At 56.7% G+C, this 20,102-nt stretch carries 20 protein-coding genes; 6 read left to right on the forward strand and 14 right to left on the reverse strand.

Features of this window, described 5'->3' with window-relative positions; translation table 11 throughout:
• Window positions 1-13: 13 nt before the first annotated feature.
• On the forward strand, window positions 14-1,351 hold the full coding sequence (locus CE153_RS01470; RefSeq protein ID WP_236824421.1) for an MFS transporter: 1,338 nt from the start codon (window positions 14-16) through the stop codon (window positions 1,349-1,351).
• Window positions 1,352-1,439: 88 nt separating this feature from the next.
• Here CE153_RS01470 and CE153_RS01475 read toward each other — a convergent pair whose 3' ends face one another.
• The 4 genes from CE153_RS01475 to CE153_RS01495 all read right to left on the reverse strand — a co-directional run bounded on the left by CE153_RS01475 (window position 1,440) and on the right by CE153_RS01495 (window position 3,456).
• The gene (locus CE153_RS01475; protein WP_099594903.1) at window positions 1,440-2,528 is read right to left on the reverse strand and encodes a helix-turn-helix transcriptional regulator; all 1,089 of its coding nucleotides are present in this window, start codon (window positions 2,526-2,528) and stop codon (window positions 1,440-1,442) included.
• A gap of 378 nt (window positions 2,529-2,906) precedes the next feature.
• Window positions 2,907-3,092, reverse strand: coding sequence for a hypothetical protein (locus CE153_RS01485; RefSeq protein WP_007054784.1), 186 nt, complete (start codon window positions 3,090-3,092; stop codon window positions 2,907-2,909).
• Entirely contained in the window at window positions 3,089-3,253 is a 165-nt protein-coding gene (locus tag CE153_RS01490) for a hypothetical protein (protein ID WP_007054783.1), read from the reverse strand. Before CE153_RS01490 ends, CE153_RS01485 begins: the two co-directional genes overlap by 4 nt.
• Entirely contained in the window at window positions 3,232-3,456 is a 225-nt protein-coding gene (locus CE153_RS01495; protein WP_234895605.1) for a hypothetical protein, read from the reverse strand. Before CE153_RS01495 ends, CE153_RS01490 begins: the two co-directional genes overlap by 22 nt.
• A gap of 35 nt (window positions 3,457-3,491) precedes the next feature.
• On the opposite strand from CE153_RS01495, the gene CE153_RS01500 reads away from it, so the two are divergent.
• Entirely contained in the window at window positions 3,492-3,680 is a 189-nt protein-coding gene (locus tag CE153_RS01500; RefSeq protein ID WP_099594905.1) for a Vacuole effluxer Atg22 like protein, read from the forward strand.
• A gap of 168 nt (window positions 3,681-3,848) precedes the next feature.
• Here CE153_RS01500 and CE153_RS01505 read toward each other — a convergent pair whose 3' ends face one another.
• Window positions 3,849-4,583, reverse strand: a complete 735-nt coding sequence (locus CE153_RS01505) for a FadR/GntR family transcriptional regulator (protein WP_099594906.1) — start codon at window positions 4,581-4,583, stop codon at window positions 3,849-3,851.
• Between the two features lie 276 nt (window positions 4,584-4,859).
• Between CE153_RS01505 and CE153_RS01510 the strand changes: the two genes are divergently transcribed.
• The 3 genes from CE153_RS01510 to gnd all read left to right on the forward strand — a co-directional run bounded on the left by CE153_RS01510 (window position 4,860) and on the right by gnd (window position 8,043).
• Window positions 4,860-5,411 carry a gluconokinase gene (locus CE153_RS01510; RefSeq protein WP_099594907.1) on the forward strand — a complete coding sequence of 184 codons (552 nt, stop codon included), beginning with the start codon at window positions 4,860-4,862 and terminating at the stop codon, window positions 5,409-5,411.
• Window positions 5,412-5,597: 186 nt separating this feature from the next.
• Window positions 5,598-6,926, forward strand: coding sequence for a GntP family permease (locus CE153_RS01520; protein WP_099571048.1), 1,329 nt, complete (start codon window positions 5,598-5,600; stop codon window positions 6,924-6,926).
• 223 nt (window positions 6,927-7,149) lie between these two features.
• A complete protein-coding gene (gene gnd, locus CE153_RS01525) occupies window positions 7,150-8,043 on the forward strand; it encodes a phosphogluconate dehydrogenase (NAD(+)-dependent, decarboxylating) (RefSeq protein ID WP_099594909.1) in 894 nt (297 codons plus the stop codon).
• A 359-nt stretch (window positions 8,044-8,402) separates the two neighbouring features.
• Here gnd and CE153_RS01530 read toward each other — a convergent pair whose 3' ends face one another.
• From CE153_RS01530 to CE153_RS01545, 4 genes are all read right to left on the reverse strand, one after another.
• On the reverse strand, window positions 8,403-9,593 hold the full coding sequence (locus CE153_RS01530; RefSeq protein ID WP_099571050.1) for a pyridoxal phosphate-dependent aminotransferase: 1,191 nt from the start codon (window positions 9,591-9,593) through the stop codon (window positions 8,403-8,405).
• Between the two features lie 171 nt (window positions 9,594-9,764).
• Window positions 9,765-10,472, reverse strand: a complete 708-nt coding sequence (locus tag CE153_RS01535; RefSeq protein ID WP_099594910.1) for a TetR/AcrR family transcriptional regulator — start codon at window positions 10,470-10,472, stop codon at window positions 9,765-9,767.
• Window positions 10,473-10,657: 185 nt separating this feature from the next.
• On the reverse strand, window positions 10,658-11,863 hold the full coding sequence (locus CE153_RS01540) for a DUF2974 domain-containing protein (protein WP_099571052.1): 1,206 nt from the start codon (window positions 11,861-11,863) through the stop codon (window positions 10,658-10,660).
• Entirely contained in the window at window positions 11,863-13,125 is a 1,263-nt protein-coding gene (locus tag CE153_RS01545) for an Mbeg1-like protein (protein WP_236824292.1), read from the reverse strand. Before CE153_RS01545 ends, CE153_RS01540 begins: the two co-directional genes overlap by 1 nt.
• 224 nt (window positions 13,126-13,349) lie before the next feature.
• Between CE153_RS01545 and CE153_RS01550 the strand changes: the two genes are divergently transcribed.
• Window positions 13,350-14,135, forward strand: a complete 786-nt coding sequence (locus CE153_RS01550; RefSeq protein ID WP_099571053.1) for a mechanosensitive ion channel family protein — start codon at window positions 13,350-13,352, stop codon at window positions 14,133-14,135.
• Window positions 14,136-14,228: 93 nt separating this feature from the next.
• Here CE153_RS01550 and CE153_RS01555 read toward each other — a convergent pair whose 3' ends face one another.
• The 5 genes from CE153_RS01555 to CE153_RS01575 form a co-directional block, all read right to left on the reverse strand.
• The gene (locus CE153_RS01555) at window positions 14,229-15,350 is read right to left on the reverse strand and encodes a CPBP family intramembrane glutamic endopeptidase (RefSeq protein ID WP_099594911.1); all 1,122 of its coding nucleotides are present in this window, start codon (window positions 15,348-15,350) and stop codon (window positions 14,229-14,231) included.
• 131 nt (window positions 15,351-15,481) lie between these two features.
• Window positions 15,482-16,663 (reverse strand): ABC transporter ATP-binding protein, encoded by a 1,182-nt coding sequence (locus tag CE153_RS01560; RefSeq protein ID WP_099594912.1) that lies wholly within the window; start codon window positions 16,661-16,663, stop codon window positions 15,482-15,484.
• The gene (locus CE153_RS01565; RefSeq protein ID WP_099594913.1) at window positions 16,660-17,523 is read right to left on the reverse strand and encodes an ABC transporter permease; all 864 of its coding nucleotides are present in this window, start codon (window positions 17,521-17,523) and stop codon (window positions 16,660-16,662) included. Before CE153_RS01565 ends, CE153_RS01560 begins: the two co-directional genes overlap by 4 nt.
• Entirely contained in the window at window positions 17,514-18,467 is a 954-nt protein-coding gene (locus tag CE153_RS01570; RefSeq protein ID WP_236824422.1) for an ABC transporter permease, read from the reverse strand. The genes CE153_RS01565 and CE153_RS01570 overlap by 10 nt, the downstream gene beginning before the upstream one ends.
• Before the next feature lie 221 nt (window positions 18,468-18,688).
• Window positions 18,689-19,852, reverse strand: a complete 1,164-nt coding sequence (locus CE153_RS01575) for an ABC transporter substrate-binding protein (RefSeq protein WP_099594950.1) — start codon at window positions 19,850-19,852, stop codon at window positions 18,689-18,691.
• Between the last annotated feature and the right edge of the window lie 250 nt (window positions 19,853-20,102).

Below are 20,102 nucleotides of genomic sequence, written 5' to 3' on the forward strand. Positions count from 1 at the left end.
AGAGTCAACAATCATGTCTGAACGCGCAACCGCGCCCATAACTGCGCCCGCCGCAACTTCCGCGCCCACAACGTCTGCAACATCTGCAGAAAATCTGCCAGAACCCAACGAAAAACTCACCACACGCGAAAAAAAGTGGATCGTCTACGATGTCGGCAATTCCGCATTCGTAATGCTATCGACCGCCGTCGTGCCAATCTACGCGAACTCGCTGCTGCAGTCCGCCGGCCAATCGAATATCGTGTCGACATGGGGGTACGCGCAAACCATCGCATCGCTGATCATCGCGGTGATGATGCCTGTGCTCGGATCCATGGCCGACGTGCAGGGCATGAAGGTAAAGTTCTTCACCGGATTCTTCCTGACGGGCGTGGTCGCCTGCTGTGCGATGGCGCTGCCGCTCAGCTGGCTCGTTTTCTTGGTGGTGTGCATTCTCGCCACGGTCGGACTGAACGGTTCGCTCACGTTCTACGATTCCATGCTGGTCGATATCACGTCGAATGAGCGTATGGACCGCGTGTCCTCGCATGGTTTCGCATGGGGCTATATTGGCTCCACGATTCCGTTCATTGCCTGCATCGCGCTGATTTTCGGCGGTCCGTCGTTGTTCGGATGGTCCACGGTGGCATGCACGCGCGCTTCGTTCGTAATCACCGCATTGTGGTGGGTTGCGTTCACCATTCCGCTGCTCACCAGCTATAAGCAGGTGCATTACCGCGCTACCGCGAACCAGGCCGGCAAGGCGATTCGCGGCACATTCCACGAACTTCGCACCACGTTCCGCGCGATCCGTCGCAACAAGCCGCTGTGGATGTTCATGATCGCGTTCTTCTTCTATATCGACGCGGTGAACACGGTGATTTCCATGAGCACCTCATACGGTACGCAGTTGGGCATCGACTCCACGCATCTGGTAATGGCACTGCTGGTCACGCAGTTCGTGGCATTCCCGAGCGCGATCGCGTACGGTAAGCTGGCTGGGCGTTTTGGCGCAAAAACCATGATCACCACCGCCGTGATCGCTTATATCTGCATTGTGCTGTTTGCCGCGTTCTTCTTGCGTTCCGCTACGGAATTCTGGATTCTTGCGATTCTTGTCGGCTTGTTCCAAGGTGGCATCCAGGCGTTGTCTCGCTCGTATTATGGCAAGATCATTCCAAAGAATCGTGCCAACGAATATTACGGTTTCTACGATATTTTCGGCAAGACCGCCTCGATCATCGGCACCTTCCTGGTGGCCACCACCACGTCCCTGACCGGCAACGCTTCGTTCGGCGTGCTGTCCATCGCCGTCCTGCTCGTTGTGGCGCTCGTTTTCCTGCTCCTGCAAAAGGACCCGACGCGGGAGTGATTTGCCGGCCCTCGGCAACTCTGCGCCGCGGGCGACATCTCGCAACCCCTGCAACGGGCCCTAATAGCAATGGACCATCGCCACTTGATCACTTACGCTCGCGATAATCCTTGATCAGCTGAATGGCGACGGCCGCAACGCCGCACAGCACACCGCCAATCGGCCACGGCAGCCAGAACATCGCCCCGTCCGCGGCGCTCGACCCGACGGCCGACCAATCGCCGCGCAATGCCGCAGGGTTCAAAAACAGCAGGCACAAGCCAGTCGCCGTGGCTATCAGCATAATGATGCCGCACACCGCGCCGGTCAGTCTGGCATAGAAATCCTGTTCGCCCGCATGCTCCTTGCGGTCGTCCTCGGCCGCTTTGTTGTATGCGTTGATATTGAGCAGACTGTATCTCATGCCGCAGTAGACAAACCCGAAAACACCGGGCGCACAGAGCAGCAGAAAAATTGCGTTGGGCCAGCCATCGGAGACGCCGAGCATGTCATCGGCATACACCGTCACCGCAATGCCAATCAGAATAGCCGAGATGCCACCGACGATGCCGATTACCAGCAGCCGCAATTCTCGGCTGCGGTCCTCCCCGGTGTAGAAATCTTCTACGTATGGGTGACGCCGTTTGAAGTCAATACGCGACAGACCTCCTGGAATCAGCATCGCCAGCCCCGCAATCACACCCACACAGACGCACAGAAACGTCAGAAAATCGTTGAGCGGCGTCGCTCCGAGAATGGAATTGCTGGAATCGAACAGGTTGCCGATGCCAACCCCGGCGACAATCGCAGCAACACCGCCGGCAATCAGCAGCGCGAATCGGCGGCGATGTTCATCGTAGCCAGTGATATCCTGCGCAAGCTCCGCGATAGGAGCGATTATGCCCGCCGTTTTGGAAGAAGCGGCTAAAGGCGATGCCGTCTCAGCCGAGGGGTCAACATTCGACGAACCGGCCGCAGAAGCCGACGCGGCAGGCCGACTCACATCGCCAAGTACCAGATCATCAAGCGTGCAGCCGAACAGGTCGCAGATCATAAGCAGCTTGTCCATCTCGGGATAGGCCTTTTCGGATTCCCATTTCGAAATGGCCTGACGCGAGACGCCAAGCAACATGGCCAATCGTTCCTGGGTCAGGTTGCGTTGCGCACGTAGGTACTGCAGGTTAGCGCGAAAACTCATTGGAATGTCCCTTCATACGTAATCTTTATCATGTCATGTTCGGCCGATGGGCTCACTATGGCATGCCGTCCATGTCACCCGCCACCATCTTTGGGTTGCAATCGCCGGTTATTCGAACGCAACCACAAGTTGCATCGGCGGAATTCCGCCATTCCGTTGACCTGAGCAGCTTTAACATCGCACTCCACGAGACCGAAGCTTTTCCAGCCATGCGAGGGCAGCTTGTCTCACCTGCCACCACGAATCCGCTTCGACCCACGTACACATCTGTGTACAGCAGCGCTCGCAATCGGTTACCTACGACCCATATGATTTGCTGAGCGACCGCAAAACACGCAATAGCCGAGACAACACCGTCAGCGTTAAAGCTTAAGGCGACTACTTGCCCAATAGTCCGGAAATCTGGCTGATGATGTCAGCGGGCAGTCCTGCTTGTTCGGCAATGGATCCGAGGTCCAGATTGGCACCCTGCTCCTGAATTGCGCCAGCGACCTGACTGATCTGGTCGGCGGAGATGTTTTCCTCCGCCAGCGCCTGCAGCTCGTCAAGTCGGTCGGCGTTCAAATGGTCGCCAACGACCTGTTGATTTCACCCAACTGATCGGCATTGAAATGCTCACCGATTACCGCCGGCAAATCACCAATCGAACCGAGATTGAAATCCCCGCCAAGCACATTGCCTAGATTGTCTGCGGCAAAATTTTTCAGGCTATCGAACAGTCCCACATGTGCCGCTGGTACTGCTTGTTCAGCAACTGCTGCAGAGCATCGCACAGACCCTGCATCAATCGCCGCTCTTCGGCAGACAATCCCGCGTGAAACCAATCTCTGCCTTTGCGCTCATCAGCTGGGGAGCTCACGGTCACACTCATGCGTCGCAGACCACGAGCCTCACGCGCCTCCTCATTCCACATCTGTGTTAACAACATGTGTTAATCGCATGCATCGCCACCATGATTCCCCAATGATTTCAAGGGTTCCCCGGTCTCACTATTGTTTCTTCCCTAAAACCGCTTCGATTATCGGCACCTTCCTTGTTGCGACCACCACTTCGCTGACAGGCAACGCCTCTGTAGGCGTGCTTTCAATCGCAATCCTGCTGATCGTTGCCCTCATCTTCCTCCTGGTGCAAAAAGACCCCACCCGCAAGTAGTTTCGCCGTTTAACTTCTGTCTGTTTTTCGGCAACCAGCTGCCTTCATGTCGTATTTCCGATGTCGCCTCACGTCTGAAAAGTCATGCATGGCAAGAGTCGATCGCATAGTAATCGCAATTGCAATCTTCTTCAGGGTCTACGGAGAAAAGCAATGCTGATTCGAAAATCAGAAAAAGTTGAGGGCACGTGCCACTTCGTCGACGATGTCAAGCATGGCGCTGCGCGCACGTTCAGGCTCTCCCTTGGCGATTGCGTCGGCTACGGCATCATGTGCGTCGAGCGCGTCAGGCTTCGGCTTCATCGGGTATTTGCCGAGTTCCACGCGTCCGCGCAGCACGGTGGCGATGGTGTCGGAAAGCGCGGCGAACAGCTCATTGCCGCTTTCATGCAGGATCAACGTATGGAATTCCACGTCGAGATCATGGAATTGCGCAAGTCCGGCTTCGCCTTCCTTGTTGGATTCGGCGGTCTGCCGCATTTTCGCCGCATACACGGGGAATTTCGCCTTGACGTCGATGGGGGCAAGACGTGCGGCGGAAGCCGCTGCAGCCGGTTCGACCGCTAGCCGCAGTTCGGTGAGGGATGACAGCTGCTGCTCGCGTTGCGTGGAGTGGAGACGCCATTCGATCACCTGATGGTTGAGCGCCTGCCATTCGCCGAATGGGCGTGCGACAAGTCCGATGCGACGTTTGACAAGTACCGCGTTCATGGATTCAAGTGTTTTCGCGACTTCTCGCGCCACGGTTCTGGAAATACCGAAACGACTTTGCAGGTCTTCCAACGTAAGGCTTTCGCCAGCCTTCCACACGCCGTCGAGCATTTCGATGGCAAGCGTTCGGCTCACCGAATCCTGCATCAGTTCACCGCCGGCATTTTCTGCGATTACCGTGTCTTCAGCCATCGACCGTTCCTCCCTCGCTCACTCCATAACATGCCTGCTTTGTTTCACGGTATGTTTCACATATTCTGCGACATGCACGGCAATCACAAATCGCAGATGATCGCATATCTACGATTGCGTGATTTACCGCTATTTTGCACTATCTCCAGCATAGCAAGTCACACGATTTTTCCAATTCGTAGTACTTTTTATTTGACTGATACTACTTTTATGGTTTATAGTAGTCTTATTCCTGGTGCGAAGCGGCACAGGATCGTCAACAGCAAGGAGAGCAACATGAGCATTCACGTAGTGGTGATGGGCGTTGCAGGATGTGGCAAATCCACCGTCGCAGAAGCTATCCACGAACGACTCGGATACGTGTACGCGGAAGGCGACGACTTCCACCCGCAAGCGAATATCGACAAAATGTCAGCCGGCATTCCACTCACCGATGAGGACCGCTGGCCATGGCTGAACGTCATCAACTCCTGGATGGTGGCACGCGAGGCGCTCGATGAAAACACTGTGGTGTCCAGCTCCGCGTTGAAGCGCAGCTACCGCGAGGTGCTCGCCAAAGACGTGCCCACATTCTTCATTCATCTCAACGGCAGCCACGAGCTCATTCAGCAGAGGCTCAGCGAACGCAAGGGACATTTCATGCCACCCGCGCTACTGCCAAGCCAGTTCGCCATTCTTGAGCCGCTCGTCTCCGAAGAGAACGGCGTGGAAATTTCCATCGAAGGCAGCGTCGACGAAATGGTCGACCGTGCCATCGAAGCGCTGAACGCCTATGTGGCAACCGTGGCCGCAACCGCGGCAGCCCAAACCGCAACCCAAGCCTCCTAATCCACCATCCACCGGTCCAAATGTGTCCGATTCTCCAGAATTGGACAACTACACACCCAAAACTGGTACATGTTTGTCCGATTCTGCAGAAACGGACAAACAGAACCCAAAAACAGCAGCACAACTGTCCGATTCTGCAGAATCGGACAAATCCGGCACACCAAACCCATGAATCGAGGAGGATTCATGAACCTCATTGCAGCGGCGATCATCGGCATCGCCATCATCGTTCTACTTATCGCGGTATGCAAAGTGCATCCGTTCCTTTCCCTGCTTGCCGGCTCGTTCGCGATGGCCGTGTGCGCGGGAGTGGAGTACGGCAAGGCGTTCGACAGCTTCACCTCTGGCGTCGGTTCCACGATTTCCAACGTCGGCCTGCTCATCGCATTCGGCTCGATCATCGGCACAATCCTGTTCAAGTCGGGCGGTGCCGACACCATCGTCGACACCATCATGGCCAAAACGCCGTTGCAACGTCTGCCGTGGGCCATGGCCCTGATCGCGTTCATCGTCGGCATTCCCATGTTCTTCGAAGTCGGCGTGGTCATTCTCATTCCGGTGGTGCTCTTTGCCGCTCGCCGCGCCAAAGCTCCGGTGATCCTGCTGGGCATTCCAGCCCTCGCAGGCCTTTCCACCCTGCACGCGTTCGTGCCGCCGCACCCCGGCCCGCTCACCGCCATCGGCGCTCTGAATGCGAACCTCGGCATCACCCTGGCGCTCGGCCTGCTCGTAGCCGTTCCAACCGTGATCATCTCCGGCCCGCTCTTCGGCAAACTCGCCGCCAAGTGGGTGCCGATCGCCGCCCCCGAAAACAAGGCTGAGGCCGAAGCTCCGAAATCCGCGGAAAACCGCCCATCCTTCGCTTCCGCAATCGCCGTCATCCTGCTGCCGGTCGTACTCATGCTCGCCTCTTCCATAGTGGATCTGACCGGTCAGAGCGAAACCGCGTGGGGTCGTGCACTCGCTTTCATCGGCACTCCGTTGACCGCGCTGCTCATCACCACGATTTTCGCGATGGTCGTGCTCGGTTACATGCAGAAATTCACCCGCGACGCGGTCAACGGCATGGTCGGCCAATCCTTCAGCTCGGTCGCCGGCATTATTCTGATCGTCGCCGCCGGCGGCGGCTTCAAGCAGACGCTCGTCGATTCCGGCATTGGCGACGTGATCGCTAATTCGATCACCGAATCCGCCATGAATCCGCTGATCGCAGGCTGGCTGGTCGCCGTGCTCATCCGTCTCGCCACCGGCTCCGCAACCGTGGCCACCGTCACCGCATCCGGCATCATGGTGCCGCTCGCCACCGGCATGAGCCCAACGCATCTGGCTCTGCTGGTGCTCGCCATCGGCGCAGGATCCGTGTTCTTCTCGCACCTGAATGATGCAGGATTCTGGCTGGTCAAGGAATACTTCGGTATGTCGGTCGGTCAGACATTGAAGACCTGGTCGCTGATGGAAACGATTCTGTCGGTCACCGGCTTGGGTTGCGTCATGCTGCTTTCGCTGGTGCTTTGACGCACGACATTTCGCACACAAATTGCGATTGCGATTCGCGTGCATCATATCTGAAAAACATATCTGAAATACAAAAAACTTGCCGTCCATTCGTTTTTAAGCATCTTCTTTTCTGCGTTGCGGAAGATGCAGAAAATGGATGGGCGGCACCAATCCCAATTCGAATCCAATTTAAATCCCAATTTAAATCCACATCAAAAAAAACCGTAGAAAGAAGAACATCATGCAGCTGGCAATGATCGGCTTGGGCCGAATGGGCGGAAATATGGCAAAGCGCATCGCTGCGGCCGGACACGAAGTAGTCGGATACGACCGCTCCCCCGAATCGGACCGCACTGTGGCAAGCCTTGAGGAAATGGTGGCCGCGCTCGCCGCGCCGCGCATCGTATGGGTAATGGTGCCCGCAGGCGAGGCGACCGACAGCACTATCAACGAACTGGCGGAACTGTTGGAACCTGGCGACATGATTATCGATGGTGGCAATTCCCGCTACACCGATGACGCTCGCCACGCGGCTGAACTTGAGCCGAAGGGCATTCACTTCATGGATTGCGGTGTTTCCGGCGGCGTATGGGGCATCGACCGTGGGTATGCGCTTATGGTGGGCGGCAGCGAAGAGGATTTCGAACGCACCCGACCGATTTTCGAAGCGCTCAAGCCTGAGGGCGATTCCGGACTGGCGCTCGCAGGCCCGGTCGGCGGCGGCCATTTCGCCAAAATGGTGCACAACGGCATTGAATACGGCATGATGCAGGCGTTCGGCGAAGGCTTCGCCACTATGGTGAAGTCCGACCTCATCAAGGATCCCGCTGCCGTGATGACTTCATGGCGAGACGGTTCCGTGGTACAGTCCTGGCTGCTGGATCTGCTGGCGATCGCATTCAAGTCCGATCCGACGCTGGAATCCATGCCGCCGGTGGCCAACGAGTCCGGCGAGGCGAAGTGGATGATCGAGGCGGCGCTCGAACTGGGCGTGCCGACCCCCGCCACCGCGGCCGCACTTTACGCGCGGCAGACTTCCCGCGGCGGCGCGGATGACATTCTGCGCGTTGTTTCCACCATGCGCGCCCAGTTCGGCGGCCACGTCACCAAGATCGACGAAGTCGCCACCCACTGAGAGTGCTTTGAATGTCCGATTCTGCAGAAACGGACAAGCAGAATCCAAAAACAGCAGCCCAACTGTCCGATTCACCAGAATCGGACATCCAAACACCCAAAACCAGCCCATGAGTGTCCGATTCTGCAGAAACGGACACTCCACACAGCTTAAGAACGCCTATTTCGCTTATACATGGCAGACGCTCTCGGCGAAACAGCACTTCGAGGGTACGATTTGGAGGTTTTAGCCAACCGAACTGCCATATATAAGCGAGATAGCTCCGAACAGGGGCGTGTATCTGCCATATATAAGGCAGACACACGCCCCTTAGCATATTTGTGTCCGGATTGCTCCAGTCAGAGGTTCCAGTCAGGAACTCAGCGGCCGTAGACTTCGTGCACAAACTTTTCGAGCGCGGCGATGGAACGCTCCACCTTCTCCGTGTCGATGCAGTACGCCATGCGGAAATAGCCGGGCACGCCAAAGCTGTCGGACGGAACGAGAATCAGGTCGTAGTCCTTGGCTTTCATGCAGAACGCGTTCGCATCCTCCTCAAGCGCCTTCGGGAAAATGTAGAACGTACCGCCCGGTCGTACTACGTCGAATCCGAGGCGTACCAGCGCGTCGTACAAGAGGTTCATGTTCTTTTCGTACACGGAAAGGTCGCTGGTCTCATCCACCACCTTGGCCACGGCCAGCTGCACGCTGGATCCTGGGCAGTTGTGTCCGGTTCCGCGGCTGACTTGGCCGCACATGGGCACGATCAGTTCGGCGTCGGTGGCACGCGGGTTCACCGCCACATAGCCGATGCGCTCACCCGGCAGCGACAGCGACTTGGAGTACGAGTAGCACGAAAGCGTGTTGTCGTAGAACTTGCTCGGATACGGCTGCACGCCCCCGTCGAATACGATTTCGCGGTACGGTTCGTCGGAGATCAGGAAGATGTCATGCCCGTATTCAATCTGCTTGGCCCGCAGTATTTCAGCCAGTCGAGTCAGCGTTTCGGCGGAATAGACGGCTCCGGAAGGATTGTTCGGCGTATTGATGAGCACCGCTGCGGTTTCCGGGTTCAACGCCTGTTCGAATGCGTCGAAATTGATCTGGAAGTTTTCGGTGTCGGCCGGCACTACGGTCAGGTGCGCGCCGGTTCCGTTGACGTACGGCTGGTATTCCGGAAAGTATGGGGCAAACGTGATAACTTCGTCGCCCGGTTTGGTCACCACGCGCAGCGCGTGGGCCAGTGCTCCGGCCGCACCCGTGGTCGGGAAGATGTAGTCGGCCGTATAGTCCATGTCGAAGCGGCGGTTGAGGCTTTCCGCAATGGCCGTGCGCACTGAGGTAATACCCAGCGACGGCGAGTATCCGTGCAGTGCGACCGGTTCCGCATCCCTATACAGGGCGATCATTTCGTCGGTGAAGCTTTGCGGGCAGGGCACACTTGGATTGCCCAGCGAATAGTCGAACACATTCTCGTAGCCGATTTCGGCGCCACGCGCGGTCGCGTATTCACTCAGCTCGCGGATCACGGACTTTCCGCCAAGCATGGCCTTGTAGGCTTCGTTGATCATGAACAACCTCCCTGTCGTACTGTCGTACTTCTGACGCATGTATCATGCACGCCCGCGCCCGGCTCAATTCAGTCAGTCAATCGCGAATTCACCTCATGGCGGCGAACGTGCAACACTTTCGTTTCTACCACTGCTTTGTCACAATCGCGGGCAGGGTGTCATGTAACGGTATTATTCGACAGTCCTTTTAGCTTCCTCGACTTCCCCGGCTTCCCTCAGTCGATTGCGCTGCGCGGCCTCCATGCCGGGCACGAAACCGTTGCTGAAGATTCTGCGCCAATATTCAAGCATGTCCGCTTTTGACATCGACATGAACATGCCCGCCGCAAGCACGGCGACGTCCTCGTTGAATACGGTGTCGAGTGGCAGTTTCTCATGCAACTTCGGCCAGCGCTGCAACACCGCCAACATACCTCCGACAGTGAAGTCGAGCATAAGATCGGTTTTCAGATCGAGATGGCCCACATCCAGTCCAAGCACGGAAATCATGGTCAAACGCCCGAATTCTTTCAGCGACGAAACGAGTTCCGGTGAGCTGTGCGGACCGGCAAGCAATGCCAATCGGTCGAGACGCTGGCGCTGTTCGGGGTCACGCATCAGCGCGGTGACGTGCTTGCGCCATTCGGTGTCAGGATCGAAATCTCGCCCTGGCACACCCGGCATTGGCGTGTTTTCGACGGCGTGCAGAATGGCGGAATCGGCCAGTTCCGGTAATCCGGAGAAATGGTAGTAGAAGGAATTGCGATTCACGTCCGCCGTGCGCACGATGTCGGTGACAGTGATTTTGTTGTACTCGCGTTCCGAAAGCAGCTCCCAGAAAGCGTTTTCAAGACGATCTTTCGCTGGCAGGATTTCCGAATCCCTACGTGGTCGTGGCATCAGTACCCCCTGATAATTAGTCACGTTGCCTCATAACCACGTTTTATTGTACAAGTTGTCTAGACCATTTTTCACCGAATGTCGCATACGAATTTACAAATACAACACAGCCGGCAGTACCATACTTACGTCGCACACGTCACGCACGTCGCATACGCACGCCACCCACGGCACTCGCCCGCGCCCTACTTGCGTTGCACCTTCGGGTTGCGCGCGAGCGCCGCCTGCAACAGAATCACCAGCGCCTGATTGATGTTGCGTCGATCCTCACCGCTCAAGCCAACATATGTGCCGAGCATTTCGGGAATCACCTTCGGCCCGGCCGCCACAATCGCGGAAATACTGCCCGCCCCGGAAGCCTCGAGCACGGAGAACAGCGCGTCGACCGCATGCTCTCGCTGTTCTTTGGAAAGTCCCGCAAGCCAGCCGTTCAGTGACTTGTTGAACACCACGGAACTGTTGGCCACGTCTTCGGCCTTGGCGAATTCACCCCCGTGCATCTGCCACGAGAAGGCGAAATGCTGCATGATGCCATCCACGTCGGATTTCACCACCACACAACGTTCGGGGGTTTCCAGCACCATGCCCACCACCGAGGAGTCCGGCACGATTTTCACAATGCGATCGCTCACGCTCGCATATTCGAAGCTTTTCACCACTTCCTCGGGGAAACCCGGCCCGTCGAGCGAGTAGATGCGTTCAATTCGACCCTTGATCTCGTCTTCGGCGTTCATGGCCGCATATACGGCCAGATTACCGCCCTTGGAGTGTCCGGTCAGCAGTATCGGCCCATCCCACAGCGAGGCGACTTTTTTCAGGTATTCAGCTGCGGAAACCTGTGCTGGAACCGGGTATTGGAAGGCCATGTTGAAGTCTTCCTTCCATCCGACCAGCGAATCATCGGTGCCTCGAAACGCCACAACCAGCGTTCCCGACGGCAGCCGGAAAGTCACCGCCGCGAACTGCGTTTGCGCACCACCATCGAACTGCTCGCAGTACGCACTCATCTCAACGTCGGAAAACCGCGGATTCGCCGCCACAGCATGGTAGAAGTCGTGCGTCACCTGCGGATCGACCAATCCTACGTTCTCCACATCATGGTCGGCCACGGGCTTGTCGTGGTTCAGCTCGTCATCGGCACGCGCAATCGTCACACCTCCAAACGGGGGCTTGTGCAGCATACGTAACGATGCGATCGGACGCCGAATATCGAATTGCTTCGCACGCGCCTGCAACGTACCGTATTTCGCTACCAAATCGTCCAATAGCAGCACGCATTCCGGTACTTCGTCGTACGAAAGCTGCGCCAACACCAATGCGTCGGCCTCGCGGAATGGCAATGCTTCGAAACTGCGCGTTTCCGTGCGCGCGTAGTCCACAATGTTGCCCATCACGCATCCATCTCCTTGTCGTTGCGCAGTTCACCGTCGGTTCGCAGTTCACCGTCGGTTCGCAGTTCACCGACAGCGACTTTCGCCGCGCTGACCGGAATCGCCTTGAGCACATCTTTGATGAGTTCACGCGTTTCAACGTCGGTACCCCTGGCGGCCGCCACGATTTTCGGCAGCGAATCCGTCCAATTCGCCACCAAATCAGCGATATTACCGTACCCTGCTGCTGCGAAGATGTCGTATATCTGGTTGATGGCCCGTTCGCGCTGTTCCTGGCTTACGCGGTCGAACCATCCGTCGATGGTTTTGCCGATGAGTTGCGCGCCGCCTGTCAGCTCGTTTGCCCGCTCGAATTCGCCGGATTGCGCCACCTGCCAGCTTGATCCCATATGTTGCAGAATGCTTATGGCGTCGGCTTTGACAAAGGTCGGTTTGACTTGTGATTGCAACAGCATGCCGACGATGGAGGATTCCGGCACGGTTTTGTCGATTCGTGCCGCGATTGCCTGATATGCGCGGCTATGCACCATAACTTGAGACATTCCAGGACCGTCATGTGAGAAGATGCGGAAGATTCTGCAGTTACGTCCCGGCACGCTTCCGCCGAGCGCCGGCAGCAGTCCGAGCCGTTGCGCGCGCTCGTTGGTCGCTTCAATATCGCTTTGCGCGATTTGCATGGCCGCATATACCGCCATGTTGCCGCCTTTGGAATGCCCGCCGAGCATAATGCCGGGCGATTCCTTCGCCGAAAGGAAACGTTCCGTCCTGTCCAAAATCGAGTCCGCATATCGATATGCCGATTCTTGCGACGGCACTGGGCAGCGCACCGCCATATTGAAATCCTCTTTCCAACCGACAAGCGTGCCATCAGTGCCACGGAATGCAACATATAAGCCGAAATCAGCACCCAAATCGAAAGTCATCGCAGCGAATTGCTGCTGCTCGTCCTCATCCAAACGTTCGGCATACTCCCCCACCCGCAACCCGCGGAATCGCGGCGATTCGCAAACCGCACGCAGTATCGAAAGCCGATAATCGTTCATTTCAGAGGAATTCGAAACAAACATCTCATCGTAGCTTTCGGCGCGCAGCAATTCACGGATCGGCACGGTCGCCACCGACTTGGCCTCGCCGAATGCCGGAACCAAACCCAGCAATCGCATGTAGGAAAGCTCGGAAAGCACCAGGGAATCGACATTGCTGAACGCCAATTCGCCGAACCCGCGAAACTCGCGGCGCACATAATCCACAACATTGCCCATGCCTCAACTCTAGCCCGTCCGCAGTTCCGACCACATGTCACCACGCGCATTCCCCCAAATGTTCGCACGCGCTCCCCGCACGCCCACGCTCAAACCGACTCAGCCACACACTGTAGGATATGTGCGAACGCAAGTTGCGAACACACATCGCAGGTGCAGTGAACGCAAGTCGCGCACCAGTAATACTTGCGAATCGAACTTATGAAGGGACGCTCCAGAACACCATGGAACCGATTGAAATCGCTGTGGATTGGCTGAAAGCCAATTCCGGAAAAATCATTCTGCTCATTGTCGTCGCACTGCTTGCGGCCGTTATCGACAAGGCGCTTACCCGAATCGTGAGCAAAGTGCTGGACCGTTCGCAAGTGCCGAACGCTTCGATTTTCATCAATATTCTGCGTGCGGTGGTGTGGACGTTGGCTGTGGGCACTGTGCTGCAGCCTGTGTTCGGCATTAATCCGACCACGATTTTCACCGCGCTCGGCATCGGCGGTCTTGCGGTGTCACTCGGTATGAAAGATACGATCGCGAACATCATCGGCGGTTTCGGTCTGATGCTTGGCCGTGTGATCCAGCCGGGCGATCTGGTAAACGTTGCGGGCACCGATGGCGTGGTCGAAGACATCAACTGGCGTCAGACCGTGGTGCGCGAGCGCAACGGCAATATCAAAATCATTCCGAATTCGATTCTGAACACCGCGTCGCTGGAAAAACTCAATCCATCCAATGAGATGATGGTTCGTGTGCCGTTCACCGCCAAGGCCGGCACTGACATCGACGAGATGACCCGTCAGGTGGTGGAGGCCGTGCAGCGCGACACCGCCGATTTGGCTGATCCGCGCTTCCCTCCGAAAGTGAGGCTGACCGGCTACTCCCCTTACGGCATCAATGCTGAAGTGTGCGCGTTTGCCAAGCCGGGATTGTTACTTTCCGACATGATCAACGTCGTGGCACGTTCCATCGCCAATGCTGATTTTCTTGAGAATCGCGCCATTAACGAGGAATCGTGATTTCCTCGCGAACAGAGAAAATCGCGATTGGCCCATACATAAAAAGTGCCGCATGCAGTATTCTACATGCGGCACTTTTTTATGCTGAAATTATTACATCATTAGATTGATTGCCGTAATAATAACCGCCACTACAATGTAAGTAATTACACCGACGTTCATTATTGCCGTGCTCGTGCGAACGCCGCGAGGCAATTCTTCGGGCGCGGTATAGAATTCAAAATTCTTACGTTCACGAATAAGCAGCACGACACCCGCAATGATCAGACCGTAATACAGCAGCATATAGATGCCGAATATCATCATTCCCGTCGCATTCTGATCTATCCACTGCATCATGGCCGTTCCGTCGCCGTTTTCCGCACTTGTCAGCACGTTCATCAGGCTGTCGATGTCAATGTTCTTCACCACCCACGGCGCAACCACACCGCCCATGAAGTTGACGAACATGTGCATGGCCACCGAATAACGCAGTTTGCTGGTACGCACGTACACGTAGCCGAACACAAGCCCCAATGCGAATGCGTAGAAGAATTGGAACAGGTTCATGTGCACCAAGCCAAAGAACAGCGAGGAGAACACAATCGCGGTTTTTTCGCCGTATTTGCGCGTGCGGCGGATGAGTTCCTTGCGGAAGATCCATTCTTCGAACAACGGTCCGAGAATCACGAGGAACACCACGTTCCACACGTCGAATTGCATGGCCAGGTCACTTACCGAATTGCTGGCGTTGCCTCCGGAGAGCAGCGACGACAGCATATTGCCGATAAGGCTGCCCGCATACATGAGCGGGAAGCACATGACCAGCAGTTTGAAGAATTGGCTCGGTTTCATGTCGAACTTGCGTGTTGCAATGACCGACGATTTGCCCATGATCAGTACCGCGAGCGGCATGGCCACGAGATACAAAGGGACATCCGATGCCACATATGCCGCCCAATTCGGCAGATTCGTGGTGTGCAGTACCTGATAGAGCACGCTGGAAAGCACCGTTGCAAGCGCATACCAGATCACCACCATCAGGCACATGCTTCCGCCGATGCGGGAGAACACGCTTTTCACGCGCCTGAGCCAAAGTTCATAAGGATTGGCTTGCGGCTGCGGATACTGCGGTTGTTGCGAATATTGCTGATATTGGGATGGTTGTTGCGGATTCTGCCGCGGCTGCGGTTGTTGCGGCCGCTGCGGATATTGGGGGTACTGCGGAAACGTCATATCTGCCTTTGCGACGACGTGCACGGAAGTGCATATATGAAAATGCTGATACTCAGCACCTTAGTACAGGAATGCTGAATATCAGCTTACAATCTCACGACCGTCGCCATAAGCGTCCGCAACGAAACAGCTCATACGGCGAGCGCGGCGATCGGACGCGGAGCCACCACCACTTCGGATCCAACCGTCAGACCGGCAGGAAGCTCATTGGCCGGCAGCTGCACGGTGACGGGCAGGTGGCCCGCACCTGCGGCAACCGTCAAGTCAACGCGGACGAGCGCGCCGAGGAAGTGCACCATGTCGACGCGACCATGCTCGCCTACCATGTTGCCATCGTTTGCGGCCAGAGTGATCACAAGGTTTTCCGGCCGCACGAGCACGGTGGAGGCGTCGTGCTTGGAGGCTTCAAGCAGAGGCACGCGCTGACCGAACACCACGGCTTCCTCACCATTCGTGATGCCGGGGAGCCGGTTAGTCAGGCCAATGAAAGTGGCTACGTATTCGCTGGCCGGACGGCGGTACAGCGTCTGCGGGTCGGCGATCTGTTCGATACATCCGTGGTTCATCACGCCGATGCGGTCGGCAACGGCGAGCGCTTCTTCCTGATCGTGGGTCACGAACACGGTGGTGGTGCCGGCTTCGAGCTGGATGCGGCGGATTTCGTCGCGCAGCTGCACACGAACTTTGGCGTCAAGTGCGGAAAGCGGCTCGTCGAGCAGGAGTACGCGGGGGTTCACGGCCAGTGCGCGGGCGAGCGCCACACGCTGCTGCTGACCGCCAGACATCTGCTGCGTGTATTTGCCGGCCTGATCGGCAAGGCCTACAAGTTCCAGCTTCTCCACGGCCTGCTTACGTCGTTCCGTCTTGCCCATGCCGCGGATCTCCAAGCCGAATTCCACGTTCTGCAGAGCGGTCATGTGCGGGAACAGCGAGTACGCCTGGAACACCATGGCCATGTTTCGCTTGTTGACGGGCACGCCGGTCACATCTTGCCCGCCGACGAGAATCCGGCCGGCCTGAATGTCTTCCAAGCCTGCGAGGGAGCGCAGCGCGGTGGATTTGCCGCAGCCGGAGCCGCCGAGCAGCACGACCATTTCACCAGGATTGATTTCTAGGTTGAAGTTGTCGAGCGCCTTGTTGGTGGCTCCTGGGTAGATTTTGTCTACATTAAGCATTTGCACGCCGCCGCCGCGTTCCGCGGAGTCATTGAGGACTTCGCGTGCGGCTCGGGTTACGGTTTCGGCACTCAGATCGGTGTCTACGAACGCTTCCGAAGTGCGTGCGATGGTTGCTTTCTGATCAGCGAGAGTCATGATTCGTTGCTTTCTTTGGATTTACGCAGTGCGTCGGAAATAAGATCGAGGGCTACCAGCAGGATCACGCCGAACAGTAGTGCCAGCAGCGACATGGCGGTGGAGATTTGGGAGTTGGATTGACCAAGCTGGTAGAGCGCCACCTGCAGGTTCATGCGTCCAAGCAGCGATGCGACGGTGTATTCGCCCAGCACCACGGCGATGGAGATGAACGATGCGGAGAGGATCGACTGCCACAGGTTGGGAATGAGCACGCGGAAGAACACACGCGGCCAGGAGGCTCCGAGCGAGCGGGATGCCTCGCACAGCGTTTTCACGTCAATGGAGTTGAGGCCCACGGCGAGCGCGCGGAATGCAAATGGCATCACCAGAATAACGTAAGCGAAGCACAGCCAGATCGGGTTGGTGCTGAGCACGTCGGCGCTGAGCCAACGGTAGATCGGCCCCAGGCCGACTACGAGAACGATGGCGGGGATGGTCAGCGGCAGGGTGGCCACCCATTCGATGGCGCGTTCCAACTGCTTGGAGCGAATGTGCACGATCACCATAGTGGGTACCATGAGCAGCAGCATGATGACCACGGTCACCACACACAATCCCATGGACGATCCAAGGCCGCTCCACAATGTGGACAAGTCAGCACCAAGCGCACTGCCATCGCCGGTGAAAATCGCAATCCACGGATCCAAACTCCACTTGCCGGAAAGCGGGTGTCGAATGGTGAACACAAACATAGACACCAGTGGCACGAACAGAAACAGCAGCGTGAACGTGAGAATGATCGCCTTGATCACGCGCTGCTTGCGCACGCGGGCGGCACGCAGCTGCGGGGGCATTGTTTTAGTATGATTCACTGCCATTGTCCGGTCCTCTTTTCTACAACGTGGCTCAGCATCATCACCAGAGCGACCACGATGATCATCGCGAAGGCAAGAACTTGCGCGAATCCCTGCTGATTCGGATCCATTTCGTTGCGCATGGCGCCCTGAATCATAAGCGGCACCAGAATCGAACGCTGTGAGAACAATGCGGCGGCTGTCGCATATGCGGAGAACGCGCTGGCGAACAGCAGCAGCAATGCGGAAATGAAACGCGGAACCAGTATCGGCCCCGTAACGCGCGTCCAATACTGGAAGGTGTTGCCGCCGAGCGACTCGCAAGCCTCACGCCACTGCGGACGAATCGAATCGACCGCAGGCAGGAAGATGATGATCATCAGCGGAATCTGGAAGTAGCAGTAGACCGTGATTAGGCCAGGCAGGGAGCTCAACCAGTTCGGGTTGACGGTCAGTCCGGTCAGCTGGCGGATCAGCATGGTGCCGACACCGTTGATGCCGATGGTGGCGATGAAGGCGAAAGCGAGCATCACGCCGCCGAACTGTGCAAGCACCGACGAAATGGCACTGATCATTCGGCGCAGCAGTCCATTCGGTTTGCTGCCAATCACCAGCGCATACGAGGCGACCGCACCCACGACCGCGCCGATGAGTGCGGAGATCACGGAAACGAGAATGGAGGTGGCGAACGCGGCGATGGTGTTCGCTTCGAAGAGTTTACTGAAGTTATTGAGGGTAAATCCGCCATCGACGTTCTGGAATGCGCCGACAATCACGATAACGGTAGGCGCAAGCAGGAAGCAGGCGGTGTAGGCGAAGAACGGGATGGTCACGACGAATGTACCGATTTCGCGGCGATGCGTAGCGAAATCGGAGGTTGCGGAGGGGCCGTTTTCTCGCGTCCCTCGGGCTTCGCGTGCGTTACGCCCGCCGATAACTCCCGCTTTGGGGGTGATTGCTGCAGTCATGGTTGCATGCATGCTTTCATACGATTGATATGCGATGAGATTGCATAGGATTGTGGGATTGCGCTATTGCGCTGGAGACATGCTTCAAGGCCGGCTGTTGCGGCAGAAGACGTCGGGGAACTTGCTTCAGCCCGTCGTATCCGCCGGTCTACCGGCCTTGGATTACATTGTTTCCGATTGCGTTCCAACGCTCGTTTGCATTGCTTACGAGCGGTTGCCAATCAGTTGCCGATGGTCTTGTCCCAGTTGTTCTGGAGCCATTCGGTGATGCGAGTGGAATCGTCGTTGGTATAGGTCACCGGATCGCCTTCGATGGTGATGGCGGTCTTCAGGGTGTTCTGGTCAACCGTGCCGTCTTCCTTCATGGAGTCGAGGAGCACCGGGTTGGCGCCACCCTTGAACCATTCGTTCTGAGCGTCGGCGGTGTACAGGTATTCCTCCCACAGGCGTGCTGCGGCCGGGTGCGGAGCGTCCACGTTGATGGCCTGGTTGTAGTAACTGACCACCTGGGCGTTCTTGAAGGTCTTGAACTTCCAGTTCACACCCTTCTCCTTGAGGCTCTTCTGGTAGGAGGCCTGGTTGTAGCTCCAGTCCATCACCACGCCGGTCTGGCCGGAGTCGATGGTCCCGTCGGTCACGTCAACGGTGGTGAGGTTGCCAGCGTCCTTGAGCTTCTTGAAGTAGTCGAGGCCCGGCTGCAGGTCGTTGATGTCACCACCTGCAAGCTGGTTGATCATGAGGTAGCCGTTGAATGCGGCGCCAGCTTCGGCAGGCTTGCCGTTCAGCGCCACGGTGCCGGCGAACTTCGGATCCATCAGATCGTCGAGGTTGTTGATGTCGCCGTACTTGTCGGCGTTCCAACCGATCGACATGATGCCGGTGTAGTCGGCGTAATACTTGCCGTCGGCATTCTTCACGGAATCCGGAATCTTATCCCAAGCCTGCACCTTGTAGGAGGCGAAGTTGTCGGTGCTGGTGGAGGCCACGGCCAAGCCGAGGTCGAACACGTCGGGAGCAGCATCGGTGCCCTTGTTGGTCTTGGCTGCGTCCACTTCTTCCTTGGAGGAGGCGTTCGGGTTCAGCTCGTTGATCTTAATGTTCGGATACTTCTTCTTGAAGCCGTTGATAACCTCACCATAGTTGGACCAGTTGTGAGGAAGTGCGATGACGTTGAGCTGGCCTTCCTTTTCGGCGGCGGCAACCAGATCGTCCATCGTACCGAAATCAGCCAAGGAAGTAGCCTTTGCAGACTTTTCATCAACCTTCACAGCCTTGCCGGAAGTGGAATCAGCGGAGGAATCCGTGCTGCCCGATCCGCAGGCGGCCATGGAGAAAGCCAGAACGGCCGCAAGGGAGCCGGCGGCCAGTTTGCGCAGAGAAATCATGGACATCAATATCTTTCTTATGCCTTGTTCATAACAACAAGAAAGAAGATAAGCCCTCAAATCAACGTAATACTGACCTTACAGTAAATATGCAGTTTATTTTGAATCGGAAAAACTAAATTTTCCTAAACTGCAGGTAAATTGGCGAAATATGTCAACTGGCACCAACGCAGTGTCAGCATTGATGCCAGTCTCATGCAAATCGAATCAGCCTAAAGCGGGCCAATATAAATCAAGCCACCACACAATC

It is taken from the genome of Bifidobacterium sp. N4G05 (assembly GCF_002742445.1).
Classification (GTDB): Bacteria; Actinomycetota; Actinomycetes; order Actinomycetales; family Bifidobacteriaceae; genus Bifidobacterium; species Bifidobacterium hominis.